The organism is Pseudoglutamicibacter albus (genome assembly GCF_022346425.1).
GTDB lineage: Bacteria > Actinomycetota > Actinomycetes > Actinomycetales > Micrococcaceae > Pseudoglutamicibacter > Pseudoglutamicibacter albus.
The window spans coordinates 66,655-82,246 of the sequence record NZ_JAKRCW010000003.1 but is presented as its reverse complement, the minus strand read 5'-3'; the positions used below and the strand labels follow the sequence as shown (position 1 = coordinate 82,246).

At 58.5% G+C, this 15,592-nt stretch carries 13 protein-coding genes; 10 read left to right on the top strand and 3 right to left on the bottom strand.

The annotated features are described in order from the left end of the window. Positions 1-159 precede the first annotated feature (159 nt). The 4 genes from yajC to MHJ63_RS02925 all read left to right on the top strand — a co-directional run bounded on the left by yajC (position 160) and on the right by MHJ63_RS02925 (position 5,848). Positions 160-546 carry a preprotein translocase subunit YajC gene (gene yajC, locus MHJ63_RS02940; protein WP_052048308.1) on the top strand — a complete coding sequence of 129 codons (387 nt, stop codon included), beginning with the start codon at positions 160-162 and terminating at the stop codon, positions 544-546. 97 nt (positions 547-643) lie between these two features. After that, positions 644-2,389, top strand: coding sequence for a protein translocase subunit SecD (secD, locus tag MHJ63_RS02935; protein WP_239446142.1), 1,746 nt, complete (start codon positions 644-646; stop codon positions 2,387-2,389). Position 2,390: 1 nt separating this feature from the next. Beyond that, positions 2,391-3,386, top strand: coding sequence for a protein translocase subunit SecF (secF, locus tag MHJ63_RS02930; RefSeq protein ID WP_035755136.1), 996 nt, complete (start codon positions 2,391-2,393; stop codon positions 3,384-3,386). A 179-nt stretch (positions 3,387-3,565) separates the two neighbouring features. Further along, on the top strand, positions 3,566-5,848 hold the full coding sequence (locus MHJ63_RS02925) for a RelA/SpoT family protein (protein WP_070508010.1): 2,283 nt from the start codon (positions 3,566-3,568) through the stop codon (positions 5,846-5,848). Here the strand turns inward: MHJ63_RS02925 and MHJ63_RS02920 are convergent. Both MHJ63_RS02920 and MHJ63_RS02915 read right to left on the bottom strand, forming a co-directional pair. Next, positions 5,808-6,608, bottom strand: coding sequence for a hypothetical protein (locus tag MHJ63_RS02920; protein ID WP_141739888.1), 801 nt, complete (start codon positions 6,606-6,608; stop codon positions 5,808-5,810). The genes MHJ63_RS02925 and MHJ63_RS02920 overlap by 41 nt on opposite strands. A gap of 126 nt (positions 6,609-6,734) precedes the next feature. Then, positions 6,735-8,213: a DUF349 domain-containing protein gene (locus MHJ63_RS02915; protein ID WP_070492237.1), complete on the bottom strand. Its 1,479-nt coding sequence runs from the start codon at positions 8,211-8,213 to the stop codon at positions 6,735-6,737. A gap of 330 nt (positions 8,214-8,543) precedes the next feature. On the opposite strand from MHJ63_RS02915, the gene hisS reads away from it, so the two are divergent. Both hisS and aspS read left to right on the top strand, forming a co-directional pair. Beyond that, complete coding sequence (gene hisS, locus MHJ63_RS02910; protein ID WP_070492234.1) at positions 8,544-9,905, top strand: histidine--tRNA ligase; 1,362 nt, start codon at positions 8,544-8,546, stop codon at positions 9,903-9,905. 145 nt (positions 9,906-10,050) lie between these two features. After that, positions 10,051-11,841: an aspartate--tRNA ligase gene (gene aspS / locus MHJ63_RS02905; RefSeq protein ID WP_035755147.1), complete on the top strand. Its 1,791-nt coding sequence runs from the start codon at positions 10,051-10,053 to the stop codon at positions 11,839-11,841. A 9-nt stretch (positions 11,842-11,850) separates the two neighbouring features. On the opposite strand, the gene dtd is transcribed toward aspS, so the two are convergent. After that, positions 11,851-12,291: a D-aminoacyl-tRNA deacylase gene (dtd, locus tag MHJ63_RS02900; RefSeq protein ID WP_070508012.1), complete on the bottom strand. Its 441-nt coding sequence runs from the start codon at positions 12,289-12,291 to the stop codon at positions 11,851-11,853. Between the two features lie 145 nt (positions 12,292-12,436). Between dtd and MHJ63_RS02895 the strand changes: the two genes are divergently transcribed. The 4 genes from MHJ63_RS02895 to MHJ63_RS02880 all read left to right on the top strand — a co-directional run bounded on the left by MHJ63_RS02895 (position 12,437) and on the right by MHJ63_RS02880 (position 15,523). Beyond that, positions 12,437-13,846, top strand: a complete 1,410-nt coding sequence (locus MHJ63_RS02895; protein WP_070508014.1) for a replication-associated recombination protein A — start codon at positions 12,437-12,439, stop codon at positions 13,844-13,846. 235 nt (positions 13,847-14,081) lie between these two features. Continuing rightward, positions 14,082-14,705 carry a 30S ribosomal protein S4 gene (gene rpsD / locus MHJ63_RS02890; RefSeq protein ID WP_035755153.1) on the top strand — a complete coding sequence of 208 codons (624 nt, stop codon included), beginning with the start codon at positions 14,082-14,084 and terminating at the stop codon, positions 14,703-14,705. A 132-nt stretch (positions 14,706-14,837) separates the two neighbouring features. Next, positions 14,838-15,185, top strand: coding sequence for a DUF948 domain-containing protein (locus MHJ63_RS02885; protein WP_035755155.1), 348 nt, complete (start codon positions 14,838-14,840; stop codon positions 15,183-15,185). Between the two features lie 98 nt (positions 15,186-15,283). Continuing rightward, positions 15,284-15,523: a hypothetical protein gene (locus tag MHJ63_RS02880; RefSeq protein WP_239446141.1), complete on the top strand. Its 240-nt coding sequence runs from the start codon at positions 15,284-15,286 to the stop codon at positions 15,521-15,523. Positions 15,524-15,592: the final 69 nt, after the last annotated feature.

The following is a 15,592-nucleotide window of genomic DNA, read 5'->3' as shown; positions in this document are numbered from 1 at the left end:
TCCAGCAACCGATAGTGCCGTCCCAGAGTTACGGCGTGAGCTTGCAGTTACTACTTCTGCTTGCCGGGGTAGGTTAGGCTAGATCGGTGTTTTCCTTGCGCCTGCAATGCGCGCGCGAGGGTGTGCAGCGATATCGATAATGTGAATTGAGGATGCCACGTGATCTCCGCGCAGCAGATTTTGGCTGAAGGTCAGCAAGGACAGGCCGGGGGTATTAGCCCTCTTCTTTTGATCATGGGCCTCATGGTCATTTTCTTGGTCTTCACGATGTTCCGTAACCGCAAGCGGATGCAGCAAGCTCAGCAGGAACGTGAGACTAAGCTCGTCCCGGGTGCAGAAGTTATGACGACCGCCGGTATCTTCGGCACGGTCGTTGACACCTTCAAAGACGAGAACAAGGTGCTCTTGGAACTATCTCCAGGTAACCGTGTCATGTTCCACGTCCAAGCGATCGCTCAGTTCCCAGAAGACAACTCGACCCATGAGGCTTCGCAAGAGGACAACCAGGGTGACCTCGACGGTTCGGAAGGCCCAGATAAGCGCTAAGAACCAGCAGCCCAGCGTTGCGAACCGATGCACTTCACACGCTGAGGCAGATACCTAGTCTTTATTCATTCATTGCTCACGTGTGAGAGAAACCTTTATGTCAACAACTAGCCCCAAGCGGCAGGCTCGTAGCGCACTGATCTGGCTCGCGGTGATCCACCTCGTGCTGATCGGTGTGCTCATCGGTGGTGTTGTCGCAGGAAAAACTGGTGCGCTTCCTAAGCTTGCGCTGGACCTTGAGGGCGGTACCGAGATGGTGCTGACCCCTAAACTGGATGACCCGAACAAGCAGGTCACTTCCGAGCAGCTTCAGCAAGCGGTCGAGATCATTCGTCAACGCGTTGATGGCACTGGTGTTGCTGAAGCTGAGGTCACCACGCAGAACAACCAGAACATCGTGGTTGCTATGCCTGGCATCCCAGATGAGAAGACACGTAACCTCATCAAGTCTTCCGCGCAGATGCAGTTCCGGCCAGTGATCGCGGCAAACCAAGACATCACGGCGACGCCAAAGAAGGACCTCACACCGATCAAGGACATCCCAAAGCCTGAGGGTAAACCGCAGAACGGTTCTGATGATCGGTGGGTCACCCCTGAGCTTTTGCGTAAGTTCCAGGCGTGGGATTGTGCCGCTGAGCTCAATAAGAAAGACCGCACGACGTTCAAGGCTGAAGAGCCAGCTATTGCGTGTGAGATGGACCCGCCGTTGCAGGCTAAGTACCTCTTGGGTCCGGTTGAGGTTTCCGGCTCTGACATCACCGATGCCGAGGCACGTCCTGAACAGAACTCGCAGGGCTTCACGACCGGTGGCTGGGAAGTTGCGTTGACGTTCAACAGCAAGGGCGCTGAGGCGTTCAAGACGGTCACCCAGCGTTTGACGTCAGCTCAGCCGCCTAAGAACCAGTTCGCGATCGTGTTGGATGGCCGCGTGGTTTCGGCTCCGCAGTCGCTGGCCGTCATTTCCGATGGCCGCTCTTCGATCACCGGTAACTTCACTCAGGAATCGGCTCAAGAACTCGCCGAGCAGCTGCGTTACGGTGCCTTGCCGATGAGCTTCAACATCCCGACCGAAACCCAGGTTTCGGCCAAGCTCGGTGCTGATCAGCTCAAGTCCGGTATGATCGCTGGCTTGATCGGCCTGGTCTTGGTGGCTGTTTACTCCTTCTTCCAGTACCGGGTTTTGGGTCTGGTGACGATGGCCTCGCTCATCATCATGGGTACGCTGACCTATCTCGCGATTGTCTTGTTGGGTTGGGGCGCGAACTATCGGTTGTCTCTGGCTGGTGTTGCCGGCTTGATTGTCTCGATTGGTCTGACAGCTGACTCGTTCATCGTCTACTTTGAACGTATCCGTGATGAGTTGCGTGAAGGCCGCAGGCTCCAGCAGGCGATCGAAACCGGTTGGAAGCGTGCTCGCCGAACCATTCTGGCTTCTAAAGCGGTCAACATTCTGGCAGCCGTTGTTCTGTACTTTGTTGCTGTGGGTAACGTCAAGGGCTTCGCGTTCACCCTGGGCCTGACAGCTGTTGCGGATATTTTCGTGGTGTTCTTGTTCACGCACCCGATGTTGCAGTTGCTCAGCCGTATGACTTTCTTCTCTGACGGTCACAGGCTTTCCGGTCTGGATCCGCGCCTTTTGGGCGCTGAGCCGCTGTATGCCGGGGCGGGCCGAGTGCGTGTGCGCCGGCAGAGCGGTGAAGCGAAGCAGGCCGGCAAGCACGGCGGCGGGGCTAACCGTGAGGCTCAGCGTCGCATGACGATCGCTGAGCGGCGCCGGGCTGAAGAGCTTGCTGCGCGCGAGAGCGGTAGGAACGCAGATACACGCAAGGTAGAGGAGAACTGACGTGGCGAAGTTGGCAACGTGGGGTAACGAGCTCTACTCCGGTAAGCGTTCGTATCCATTCATCGGCAAGCGCAAACTCTGGTTTGCTATCGCGCTCGTTCTGATCGTGCTTTCGGTCTTGGTTCCGGTTGTGCGTGGCGGTTTCAACCTGGGTATCGATTTCCGTGGTGGCAACGAGTTCCAGGTGGCCGAGGCCCACAAGACTGACCCTAAGCTCGGTGACGACGCCGCCGGCGAGGTCGTGCCGGATAAGAACGCACGGACGACGCATCTGGCTGCGACCACGATGCGCGTCCAGACTGACCCGCTCACCGGTCAGCAAGCCGACGACTTGAAGGAAGCACTCGCGAAAGCATACGAGACGGATGCTTCGAAGGTCTCTGTCTCAGCGATTGGCCCGACATGGGGCGCTGATGTCTCGCGCCAAGCGGCGATCGGTTTGGTCGTGTTCATGGTCTTGGTTGCTTTGCTGATGGCGGTGTACTTCCGGACCTGGAAGATGTCGCTTGCCGCAATCGGCGGCCTGATCGTCGTCATGATCGTTACTGCCGGGATCTATGCTGCAGTCGGTTTCGAAGTGACACCGAGTGCGGTCATCGGTTTCTTGACGATTCTTAGCTACTGTCTCTATGACACCGTGGTGGTCTTCGACAAGATCCGTGAGAATACCTCTGACGCCTCCCTCAAGTACGTCATGACCTTCGAGGAGAAGGTCAACCGTGCTGTGAACCAGACCCTGGTTCGCTCGATCAACACCTCGGTCGTTGCGATCCTGCCAGTCGGCTCGATTCTGTTCATCGGTTATTGGTTGCTCGGCGCGGGCACGCTCGGTGACCTCGCGCTTGCGTTGTTCGTCGGCATCATCGTCTCGACGTTGTCCACCCTCTTCATCCAGGCACCGCTGTACTATCAGCTGCGCAAGAACGATGAAGAGATCAAGGAGCTCGACGCTGAGGTCCATGACAACCGCAAAGATTCAGAGGCAGCGCTGGCCTGATACGCGTATTCACCACTAGCTGGGAACGGTGCCGAACGCACCGCGTGACGGAACACCTCGTGAGACTCACCGGTTCACGAGGTGTTCCGTTTCTGTTCTGTGGTCTAAACTGACCCAATCACCGTATTGTGTACATACAGCCAGGCCTTGCGCTTGGTAGCAGAGGAGGAATCGCTGCCATGGCGCAACAGCGAGTGGGTGAACAGCAACCAAGGCGGGGAAGGTCGCTTTCGCGTCTGATCCGTTTTTCAGGCCGGTCAACGTTTCCGGCGGCCCCTCCCATCCTTGAGCCCCTGCTACGTACCGTGCGTGCGCAACATCCGGAAGAAGATCTTTCACTCATTACACGCGCCTACGATGTGGCTGCACGTTGGCACGAAGGCGTGAAGCGGAAATCCGGGGATCCCTACATCACCCACCCTGTGGCGGTCGCAACGATCCTTGCGGAGATGGGGCTCACTGGCCCTACGCTGGCGGCGGCGCTGTTGCATGACACGGTCGAGGACACCGAATATTCGCTTGAAGCACTGCGCAAGGACTTCGGCGATGAGATCGCTCTGCTCGTGGACGGGGTCACCAAACTCGATAAGGTCACCTACGGCGAGGCCGCTCAGGCAGAGACGGTCCGGAAGATGATCGTCGCGATGTCCCAAGACATCCGTGTACTCATGATCAAGCTTGCCGACCGAATGCATAACGCCCGCACATGGCGTTACGTCAACCCTGAATCGGCGTCCCGTAAAGCCCGGGAAACCCTCGAGATATACGCTCCGTTGGCCCACCGTTTGGGGATGAACACCGTCAAGTGGGAGCTTGAGGATCTTTCTTTCGCGGTTTTGCACCCGAAAGTGTATGAAGAGATCGTGCGCATGGTGGGCGCCCGCACGCCTGAACGTGAACGGTATCTTTCCGAAGTTCGGCAAGCGATCGAGGCGAATCTCTCTGAAGAGAAGATCAACGCGGTCATCACGGGCCGGCCTAAACACTATTACTCGGTCTATCACAAGATGGTAGTCCGGAAGAAAGAATTCAACGAGATCCACGACCTCATGGGTGTTCGGATCCTGGTTGACTCCGTCAAAGACTGCTACGCGGTCTTGGGCATCATCCATTCGCATTGGAACCCGCTTCCCGGCAGGTTCAAGGACTACATTGCGATGCCTAAGTTCAACATGTATCAGTCCTTGCATACCTCCGTGATCGGTCCCGGCGGCCGGCCTGTCGAGGTGCAGATCCGCACCCACGAAATGCATAAGCGTGCCGAATACGGTGTAGCCGCACACTGGAAATACAAGCAAGGCTCTGCAGAGAACGATAAAGAAACCAACATCAACTGGCTCAACCGGTTGGTGGCCTGGCAGAAAGACACTGAGGATCCAGATGAGTTCCTCGATTCCTTGCGTTATGTCATCAACTCCGCTGAAGTCTATGTCTTCACCCCGGCCGGTGAGGTGCGTTCGCTGCCACTGGGTTCCACACCCGTGGATTTCGCCTACGCGGTCCACACGGATGTGGGGCACAGGGCCGTTGGCGCTAAAGTCAATGGGAAACTTGTTCCGTTGCATACACCGCTCAACAATGGCGATCAGGTTGAAATACTGACCTCGAAGGCAGAAAACGCCGGCCCGTCACGCCATTGGCAAGACTTTGTCGCCTCACCACGAGCCCGCACCAAGATTCGGCAATGGTTCTCCAAGGAGCGCCGCGAGGAAGCGATAGAAAAAGGCCAGGATCTGCTCTCTAAAGCGATTCGTAAGGCTGGGCTCCCGCTCCAGAAGCTCATGACGGCAGAGATCCTCACAGCGGTTGCGAAAGAGCTTCACTACAACGACATCACTGGTCTGTACGCGGGCCTGGGCGAAGGCCACGTCTCTTCCAAGAACGTGATGGAGCACATCACGAGCCTGACGGGAGAACCCGAGGTAGCTCAGCCTGAACCAGGCATGAACTTCACCTCGGACCAAAACCAGACGCGCGGCTCACAGCCGAGCTCTTCCGGGGTTATCGTCCAGGGCTCACGTGATGTTGTGGCTAAGCTGGGCCCGTGTTGCTCGCCGGTGCCACCGGATGCGATCAAAGGCTTTGTAACACGCGGCTCGGGCGTCACGGTACACCGTTCAGCGTGCCCGAACATCGCTAATCTGAGCGGTCCTGAAGCCGAGCGGATTGTCGATGTCGCGTGGGATCCTCGTTCCCACACCGTATTCACGGTAGAGATCCAGGTTGAGGCACTCGACCGGCACTCGCTTTTGAGCGACGTCACCAAAGTGCTCTCGGAGAACCACGTCAATATCTTGTCTGCGAACCTGTGGACCACCAAGGACCGGACCGCGATTTCACGTTTCCGTTTCCAGCTGGGGGAGCCGGACTTCATGAGCCATATCTTCGCTGCAATCCGCCGGATTGAAGGCGTCTATGATGTCAGCCGGGTGCTAGGTGGGGCCTCAGAAGAGCGGCGCTAATCTCCCGCAACCGCCGCCGCACGAGGGTCTGACGCTTTGTACCTAAACGAGCGAATCGATCGCTACCGTCCAACAAGCGGTCCATATCGACTGGCTTGATGTCTTCTAGCTCGAGAGTTTGTGTTACCTGATCCCCAACCGTTGGATTGGGATCCTTCAGGGTTCGTTGCCAGCCCATCGCGATACGTTCTGGAATATCACTGAGTAACCGAGCGACTCGAGGCGCTGGCACATCAGCATCGCGCGCAATCGCAGCCGTTAACTCGACAGCGACCGTCAACGGTGTCACGACCCTGACCCCTTCAACATATGCGATGTCTCGTTGGCTGAGGTTCAACGGATCGATATAAATATTGAGCCCACCAATGTTCCTGAAGCGTCTACTGTGCACGCGCGCCCGCACGTTGAGGCTCGTTGGCGGCTTGCCACCGAGCCACGCCCACAACGCAGTCTGGTGATCGAAGACCGTATTCTTGATGCCGTCTTCAGCCAAGGCCACTTGGAAACGGTAGAGTGCGGCCCACCGCACCATCGGACGGTGGCTGACCGATAAACGGGCATAGAGCGGGCCCACAACGTGGCGGATTAGGTCATCACGAAGAGCCGCCGCAAGCTCGGCTTCAGTGAGGTTCTCACGCATCGCATCCCATAAGGGAACCTCGCAGAGCCGGCTACGCGTGGCAGGTAGCGGTAGAAGATCTTTGCGAGGCGGTGGAAGATCAGGAAGAGGCAGGTCGCGATCATTCTGGGTTGGCGTCATGCATTCATGGTGCGTTCCAGCGTCCAGATACGACAAGGGCCCGGCGCTGTCCTGTGGACAACTCCAGGCCCTTGCGCTAGCGGAGATCTACCGGGGTAGGGAATCTCGAGCTACCTCAACATTTTCTTAGCCCAGTTCGGCGGCTGAACGCTTCACGGTCTCAAGCCACGCACGGCGTGCATCGAGCGCTTCCTGAGCCTTAGCGACCTTCCGCTGATCACCGCTTGCCTGGGCGCGCTCGAGGTCAGATTCCAAATCAGCGATCGCGTCTTCAAGCTGCTGCAACATCGAGTTCGAGCGAGCCTTCGTCTCCGGGTCAGTGCGGCGCCATTCATCTTGCTCAGCTGAGCGAACAGCGTCTTCAACCTGGCGCAGGCCGGCTTCGATGCGGTGCATATCGGAACGTGGAACCTTGCCGGCAGCTTCCCAGCGGTCGCGGATCGAACCAAGTGCACGCTGTGCCTGCTTGAGGTCCTTCACTGGAAGGATCGCACGGGCCTCCTCCAGGAGGGCTTCCTTAACCTTGAGGTTTTCGGCGTACTCGGCGTCAATCTTATCGTTAGCCTTCTTACGTGCATTGAAGAACACGTCTTGGGCGGCACGGAAACGGGTCCACAACGCGTCATCGTCCTTACGCGATGCACGCGGTGCAGCCTTCCACTCGGACATGAGCTTGCGGTACTCGGCTGAGGTAGCACCCCAGTCAGTCGAGTTCTGCATGCTTTCGGCGCGGCTGATCAAGTCTTCCTTGATGCGCTTAGCTTCAGCATTGCGGTCATCGAGCTTGGAGAAGAAGGTGCGGCGGTTCTTATCGAATTTATTGCGTGCAGAGCGGAAACGCTTCCACAACTCGTCCTCGGTAGCGCGAGGCAAGCGGTGGCCGTTCTTCTGTGCGGCCTTCCACTCGTCGAAGAGTTCAGCCATGCGCTGCGATGCGCTCTTCCACTGAACCTGCTCGGCCGGTTTAGCGGCAAGGTCTTCGGCTTCTGAAACGATCTTCTCGCGGGCGGCTGTGGCTTCAGCGCGCAGCTGCTCAGCGTTGGCACGCTCGTGCTGGCGCAGGTTCTCGATCGCTACACGCAGGTTCTCGACACGGGACTCCAGCATCGCGATGTCGCCCACGACGTCGCGAGCTTTGACGCGCTCATCGATCGCGTTGAGGGCCTTCGGCATCTCAGCGGTTGGGGCTTTGGCTACAACGCGCTGTTCAAGCAACATGATCTCGCCCAGCAGCTCGTCGTATTTGCGTACAAAGTAGGCGAGTGCTTCATCTCCAGTCGCGTCAGGATATTGGCCCACTGCATGCTCATTGCCGTCAACGATCACGAACACATGACCGTCATCGGTGACTCGCGCAAACTTTCGTGCCTCTTCCAAGCTAGTGGCTGGCACCTGTGGGGCTGGGATCACCGTGTCCTTAGCGGTTTCCTTCCCTGCGATCATCGAAGGCGTAGGGGCCTTCGGGGTCGCTGGGGTGGGGGTGCTGCTTGGGGCTGGGTTCTGCTGTGCAGGCTGCGCATCTGTTGCGGATGCCTTCTCCGTGGCTTGCTGGGAGGTGTTCTCCTGTGCCGCGGTTTCCTGGGAGTGAGGCTGCTGTTCAGTCAACGGTCAACACTTTCGCTCAAGTTTTGAGACTGCCACGCCCACCGGGCCGTTGATGCCGGTGCATGGGAACGGTCCAGGGGAGAGGCACACACGTACGCACCAGATTCTACCCGGGTTTTAGCCTTGTGACATTAGTTCTGACGCAGTTGAGTGTGGACACTGAATTCTGGTGCGTTGCGCAACGCGCGTGCTCCCAGGTTCTTCCAGCTGGCTGCTGGCTTTAGAATGAGAGGCGTCTTGTGCACAGTCGTGCACGTGTGAGAGTTGCTTCCGCTGGTCAGTGCGTGAGCTGGTCAGTGCGCGAGTTTTGTTGTGAGGAGTCACGAGATCATGTCCCGTAAGTTGTCCCTAACTGGTTTTCCTGAATGGCTTCCGCAGGAGCGGATTGTGGAGAACCATGTTCTGGATACCTTGCGGGAAGTGTTTGAGCTTCACGGCTTCTCCAATATTGAAACCCGCGCTGTGGAGACGGTCGGGACGCTGCTGAACAAGGGTGAGATCGACAAAGAGGTCTATGGTGTCTCGCGTCTTGCTGACGAGTCACCTGCCAGCGTGAATGACCCGAACGCGCTTGCCCTGCACTTTGACCTGACGGTCCCGTTTGCCCGTTACGTTACGGATAACGCTGGCTACCTCACGTTTCCGTTCCGCCGCTATCAGATCCAGAAGGTGTGGCGTGGTGAACGGCCTCAGGATGGTCGTTTCCGTGAGTTCACTCAGGCGGATGTCGATGTTGTGGGCGATGGCGAACTCCCGTTGACCTATGACCTCGAGTTGGCGTTGGTGATGGCCGATGCGCTTGAGCGTTTGGAGCTGGGTGACTTCGAGGTGCGGGTCAACAACCGCAAGCTTTCCGAGGGCTTCTACCGCGGCATCGGCGTCGAGGATCCAGCGGCGGTATTGCGCGAGATCGACAAGCTCGAAAAGATCGGCGCTCAGAAGGTTCATGAGGCACTCACTGCTCAAGGGTTGAACGATGACCAGGCGCAGAAGGCGTTGAAGCTTGCCTCGATCAAGTCCGCGGACGCTTCTTTCGCCCACGAGGTTGAAGCCCTCGGGGTTGAACACGAGCTGTTGAACGAGGGACTTGCTGAGCTGAAGTCGTTGATCGAGGTCGCATCCAAGATCAAGCCTCACCGCATCGTCGCTGATCTCTCTATTGCCCGCGGCCTGGACTACTACACGGGCACTGTCTATGAGACGACATTGATCGGGCACGAATCCCTCGGTTCGATCTGCTCCGGTGGCCGCTACGAATCCCTAGCCACCAAGGGTAAGAAGAACTATCCAGGCGTTGGGCTCTCGATCGGGGTTTCCCGCCTTGTATCGCGTCTGCTTGCCACTGAGCATCTGGTGGCGCACCGTGCCGTCCCTACCGCGGTGCTCATGGCACTTCCAAGCGAGGATGATTTCGCTGAAGCCGTCGAAATCGCTGAAATGCTGCGCTCACGAGCAGTGGCGACCGAGATCATGGGTAAACCCGAGAAGTTCGGTAAACAGATCCGTCACGCTGACCGCCGAGGTATCCCGTACGTGTGGTTCATGTCCAAAGATGCTTCCGGCAACCGTGTGCACGAAGTCAAAGACATCCGTTCAGGTGAGCAGGTTACCGCCGACCCACACACCTGGATGCCGGCGCAAGTTGATCTTCGGCCCACGGTAGGCCCGAGCGCCGATGCCAGCTCGCGCTGATCAGCCATTAGACTGATTCGTAGTTAATTCATCACTGCCGACTAGGTTTCTCTGTAGACAACCGGCCCACCCCAGCGTGTACGTCGCCTAACACCGTGACGAGTGAACGTATAGCAAGGTGGACCGCTGAAAGGATTTCATCACCGTGCTCCGTACTCATGACGCCGGTTCCCTCAACGCCTCGCTCGTGGGGCAGACCGTGACGCTTGCTGGTTGGGTTGCTCGTCGCCGTGACCACGGCGGTGTCGCGTTCCTCGATCTGCGTGACGCCTCCGGTATTGCTCAGGTGGTTGTTCACGATGAGGAGACGTTCTCGCCACTGCGTAACGAGTTCGTTGTGAAAGTCACCGGTGAAGTCAAGGCACGCCCCGAGGGATCCGAGAACCCGAACCTCGCCTCCGGTGAGATCGAAGTTCATGCTGACACTCTTGAGGTTTTGAACGCTTCAGCAGCGTTGCCGTTCCAGGTTGACGAACACGTCGAGGTCGGCGAAGAGACCCGCCTGCAGTACCGCTACCTGGATTTGCGCCGCCCCAAGCCAGCCGCGAACTTGCGTTTGCGTTCCGAGGCCAATAAGGCTGCTCGTCGTGTGCTCGAGGAACGCAACTTCCTCGAGGTAGAGACCCCAACGATGACCCGTTCGACCCCAGAGGGAGCGCGCGACTTCATCGTTCCTGCGCGCCTTGCTCCAGGTAAGTGGTACGCGTTGCCGCAGTCGCCTCAGCTGTTCAAACAGCTACTGCAGGTCGGTGGCGTGGAGCGCTACTATCAGCTGGCGCGTTGCTACCGTGACGAAGATTTCCGTGCAGACCGCCAGCCTGAGTTCACCCAGCTGGACATCGAAGCATCCTTCGTTGACCAAGAAGACATCATCGCTTTGGGTGAGGCGATCGTGAAAGAACTGTGGAAGCTCATCGGCGTTGAAATTCAAACCCCGATCCCACGCATGACCTATCAGGAAGCGATGACCAAGTACGGCTCCGATAAGCCAGACTTGCGCTTCGATAACCCGATCACCGAACTCAAGGAGTTCTTCAAAGACACCGAATTCCGGGTGTTCCAGCAAGAATACGTCGGGGCCGTGGTCATGCCGGGTGGGGCGTCCCAGCCGCGCCGTCAGCTCGATGGCTGGCAAGAGTGGGCCAAGCAGCACGGCGGCAAAGGCCTAGCTTATGTATTGGTTCAAGAAGACGGTGAGCTCACTGGCCCCGTGGCTAAGAACCTCACCGACTTTGAGCGTGAGAACCTTGCTGCGAAGGTCGGCGCGAACCCTGGAGACTGCATTTTCTTCGGGGCTGGCCCAACCAACTCGACCCGTCAGCTTCTGGGGCAAGCCCGCGTCGAAATCGCGCACCGGACCGGCATGATCAAGGACGGCGACTGGGCGTTCGTCTGGGTTGTTGATGCCCCAATGTTCATGTCCACCGCTGAAGCTGTCGCTGAGGGCGATGTCGCGGTCGGCGAGGGTTCCTGGACCGCGGTCCACCACGCTTTCACTGCACCGAAGCCTGAGTTCCTCGACACGTTTGACACCGACCCAGGCTCGGCACTGACTAACGCATACGACATCGTGTGCAACGGCAACGAGATTGGCGGCGGATCGATCCGTATCCACCGCCGTGACGTTCAAGAACGCGTGTTCAAGGTCATGGGTGTGGATGAGAAAACACAGCAGGAGCAGTTCGGCTTCCTGCTGGAGGGGTTCAAGTACGGTGCGCCCCCACACGGCGGTATCGCTTTCGGTTGGGACCGCGTGGTCTCACTGCTAGCAGGTGAAACCTCGATCCGTGAAGTCATCGCGTTCCCGAAGACCGGCGGCGGATTCGATCCACTCACGGCAGCACCGGCGGAGATCACGCCTCAGCAGCGTAAAGAAGCCGGCGTGGACGCCAAGCCTGAAAAACAGAAGAAGGGCGCTACTGAGTCTGGTCAGTAAGTGTTGCCACTAGAGAGCGAGCTCGGCTGAGTCGATGATCAAGGTGACCGGTCCGTCGTTGGTGAGGTTGACCTCCATCTCGGCCCCGAACACGCCGGTTCCGACCTCTAAACCGAAACCACGAAGGGTAGCGGCGACCTCTTCATAGAGATCCACAGCAGCCTCAGGGCGGGCGGCCTTCGACCATGAAGGCCGCCTGCCCTTTCGCACATCCCCGTAGAGGGTGAAGTTACTGACCACGATGACCGGCGCCTGCGCGGTGACCGCGGACTTTTCGGCCTCCAGAATGCGAAGGTGCGCGATCTTCGAAGCGACAGCTGCGGCTTCGGCGTGTCCGTCATCGACCGCAACCCCGAGCAGAACCACAAGCCCCTGGCCTTCAAACTCGGCCACCACATGGCCCTCAACCACAACGCTTGCGTTCTTGACCCGCTGCACAACCGCGCGCATATCCAACCTCTCTACATCTCTTCGATAGAGCCCCGCCGTGAAGCAGCGGCGCCTTCAATACCTTGCCCTAAGCGTAACGGGACTGAGAACCGTAGTAGGCCTGTGAAGCGTAACGGCCCTAAGCCCGGGGCTAGGCTTGATAGCGATGGATCTTTTCTCTTCTGCCGACGATGACACCGATGATGACCGCGACCGTGATGAGGACCGCCCGCGCCCGCGTCCGCCTCTGGCTGTCCGGATGCGTCCTAAAACGATCGACGAGGTAGCGGGGCAGAAGCATTTGTTAGAGCCGGGCTCTCCGTTGCGTCAGCTTGCACAAAGCGATGGGGGCGGTCCCGCCGGGCTGAGCTCGCTCATCTTGTATGGACCTCCAGGGGTTGGTAAGACGACCTTGGCACATGTGATCGCCAACGGTCCGCATCGCACCTTCGTTGAGGTCTCAGCTATTTCTGCTGGGGTCAAAGATGTTCGGCAGGTGATGGATCAGGCTCGTGCTGACCGTTCGATGCGCGGCACCACGACAGTGCTGTTCCTCGATGAGATCCACCGTTTCAATAAGGCACAGCAAGATGCGTTGCTGCCCGGGGTTGAGAACGGTTGGGTCGTTTTGGTGGCCGCGACCACGGAGAACCCTTCATTCTCGGTCATCTCGCCGCTTTTATCTCGGTCCCTCCTGCTCAAACTCAAGCCGCTGGAGCGAGACGATGTGCGCCGTCTCTTGTTGCGGGCGCTTGAGAACCCTCGCGGGCTCGGGAACTCTGTTGAGTTACCCGAGGATGTCATGGATCAGCTCATCGACCTATCCGGCGGAGATGCTCGCCGTGCTCTGACAAGCCTTGAGGCGGCGGCCGCGGTTGCGCTGGAACGCGCCCGCCACGAAACGCAAGACTCCGACCAACAAGCAAACACGGTGCCTGTTGTGACCCGGGAAGACGCTGAACGCGCAGTCGATACCGCTCTGCGACGCTACGACAAACAAGGGGATAACCACTACGACACCGCGAGTGCTCTCATCAAGTCGATCCGCGGTTCCGACGTCGATGCGGCCTTGCACTATGCCGCGGTCATGATGGAGGCGGGGGAGGACCCACGCTTCCTCGCCCGCAGACTCGTGATCTCTGCATCGGAAGATATTGGGATGGCCGACCCAACAGCGTTGCAAACAGCTGTTGCCGCGGCGAACGCCGTACAGCTGATAGGCATGCCGGAGGCGCGCATCGTTCTCGCCCAAGCCGTGGTTCACTTAGCGAGCGCACCGAAATCAAATGCCGCCTACCGCGCGATCGATCGCGCTATCGCCGATGTGCGCGCAGGCAAGGGAAGCGGTGTTCCGGCGCACTTGCGCGACGCCCACTATTCAGGTGCTAAAGCGCTTGGTCACGGCAAAGGTTACGTGTACCCCCACGATCACGAACTCGGGGTTGTCCCGCAACAGTATGCGCCGGATGACCTGCAAGGTATCGACTATTACGAGCCGACCCAGCACGGATTCGAGCGAACCGTATCCCAGCGCATCGACTCGATTCGTTCAATCCTGCGCAACAACGGAGCATAGATTCAGTCTGGGCTGAGTTCGAATCGGAGCAGAGATCTTCTCATGACTTAAGTTCTGGTACTTAAGATCTGATAAGCTAGACCGTTGGCTGGCAAGCCGTCCATGTGAGCGTGCCCGATGGGGCCCACTCGGTACGTGAGGCGGTTGCAGATTCGAGGAAGCGGGTTCCCTCATCTCTCCACGTGACCGGAGGCCAGAACCATGAGCTCGCAGACATACGAAAGAGGACACATTCGTGGCCAATAATCGTCAACGCAACACCGTGCGTTTGTCCCGTGCCCTCGGCATCGCTTTGACGCCGAAGGCAGAGAAGTACATGGAGCGCCGTCCGTACGGCCCAGGTCAGCACGGCCGCGCGCGCCGCCGCCAGGACTCTGACTACGCAGTTCGCCTTCGTGAGAAGCAGCGCCTGCGTGCACAGTACGGCATTCGCGAAGCCCAGATGACCCGCGTCTTCGACGAGGCTCGCCGCGAGGCTGGCCTGACCGGTGAGAACCTGATTGAGCTGCTGGAAATGCGCCTCGATGCCCTGGTTCTGCGCGCTGGTTTCGCACGCACCATCCAGCAGGCACGCCAGCTGGTTGTTCACCGCCACATCCTGGTCAACGGCCAGATTGTTGACCGCCCATCCTTCCGCGTGAAGGAAGGCCAGCTCATCCACGTGAAGGAGCGCTCTGAGAAGACCGTTCCATTCCAGATGGCTGCCCAGGGTGAACACGCCGCCGTTCTGCCGGCTGTCCCTGAGTACCTGGACGTCAAGCTGGATCAGCTGCAGGCTAAGCTCGTGCGCCGCCCTAAGCGCGCTGAGGTCCCTGTTCAGTGTGAAGAGCAGCTCGTCGTTGAGTACTACGCTCGCTAATCTTTAGTAGCCGATGCCGCGGTTCCGTTATCAACGGGACCGCGGCATCGTTCTTATCTGCTGGTCATCTTTGCGGCCAACGTTCGGTAGGCTTGACTGGCAGACACCTGCGCACACACTCGAGGAGAGAACATGAGCATTGGCGACATCGCCGGTTTGATCGCTGCAGGATTCTTCGCGATCCTCGTCATTCTTTTGGCTGTACCGATCATCAAGCTGGGGAAAGTTTTCGACGAATTGCGGCATTCGGTCAAAGACCTCACGGAGGAGACCACGCCGATCCTGCAAGAGACCGCAACTACGGTACGTAACGGTAACCAGCAGCTTGAACGCGTTGATGCGATCACCTCGAATGTTCAGGACGCAACCGCCAACGTCGCCTCGGTGACCTCGCTGACCGCCGCCGTTGTGGGCCGTCCACTGATCCGCGCGGCATCGTTCACTGCGGGTGTGCGCGCCGCATTCTCGCGTCGCCGCTAGCAGTCGATATTTGCCCTTGCCTTCGGTTGTAGCTTCAACCGGACGCTAACCGTTTATGCGCTCATGAATGGCGCCCCAAAGACTCGTTAAGGAAGACCATGAAGAAGCTTTTTTGGCTGATCCTCGGCGTCTCCATCGGTGTGATGGCTAGCCGCCAGTTGCAACGCATCCGCACACAGGGTGTGCGTTCGAGCGCAGACTCAGTCCTGGACCGCACCGCGAGCGTTGTCGAGTCCACGATCGCGGCCTTCAAGGAAGGCTCTGCCGAGCGGGAAGCTGAGCTGCGTTCCGCCCTCGGAGTTGACAAGGCTCCATCCGGGCGCCGCGCTGCACGCTAAACCCAACCCATATTAAGGAGCCCACTCATAGTTGGGCTTTATTCAATGTAGGGCGTCTTCGCCCATTTC

Excerpts from the sequence above, each read along its gene's own strand:
- dtd (WP_070508012.1), bottom strand. The coding sequence starts at position 12,291 with ATGCGCGCGGTTGTGCAGCGGGTCAAGAACGCAAGCGTTGTGGTTGAG.
- MHJ63_RS02920 (WP_141739888.1), bottom strand. The coding sequence starts at position 6,608 with ATGACGCCAACCCAGAATGATCGCGACCTGCCTCTTCCTGATCTTCCA.
- MHJ63_RS02925 (WP_070508010.1), top strand. The coding sequence starts at position 3,566 with ATGGCGCAACAGCGAGTGGGTGAACAGCAACCAAGGCGGGGAAGGTCG.
- secD (WP_239446142.1), top strand. The coding sequence starts at position 644 with ATGTCAACAACTAGCCCCAAGCGGCAGGCTCGTAGCGCACTGATCTGG.
- MHJ63_RS02885 (WP_035755155.1), top strand. The coding sequence starts at position 14,838 with ATGAGCATTGGCGACATCGCCGGTTTGATCGCTGCAGGATTCTTCGCG.
- MHJ63_RS02895 (WP_070508014.1), top strand. The coding sequence starts at position 12,437 with ATGGATCTTTTCTCTTCTGCCGACGATGACACCGATGATGACCGCGAC.
- hisS (WP_070492234.1), top strand. The coding sequence starts at position 8,544 with ATGTCCCGTAAGTTGTCCCTAACTGGTTTTCCTGAATGGCTTCCGCAG.
- MHJ63_RS02880 (WP_239446141.1), top strand. The coding sequence starts at position 15,284 with ATGAAGAAGCTTTTTTGGCTGATCCTCGGCGTCTCCATCGGTGTGATG.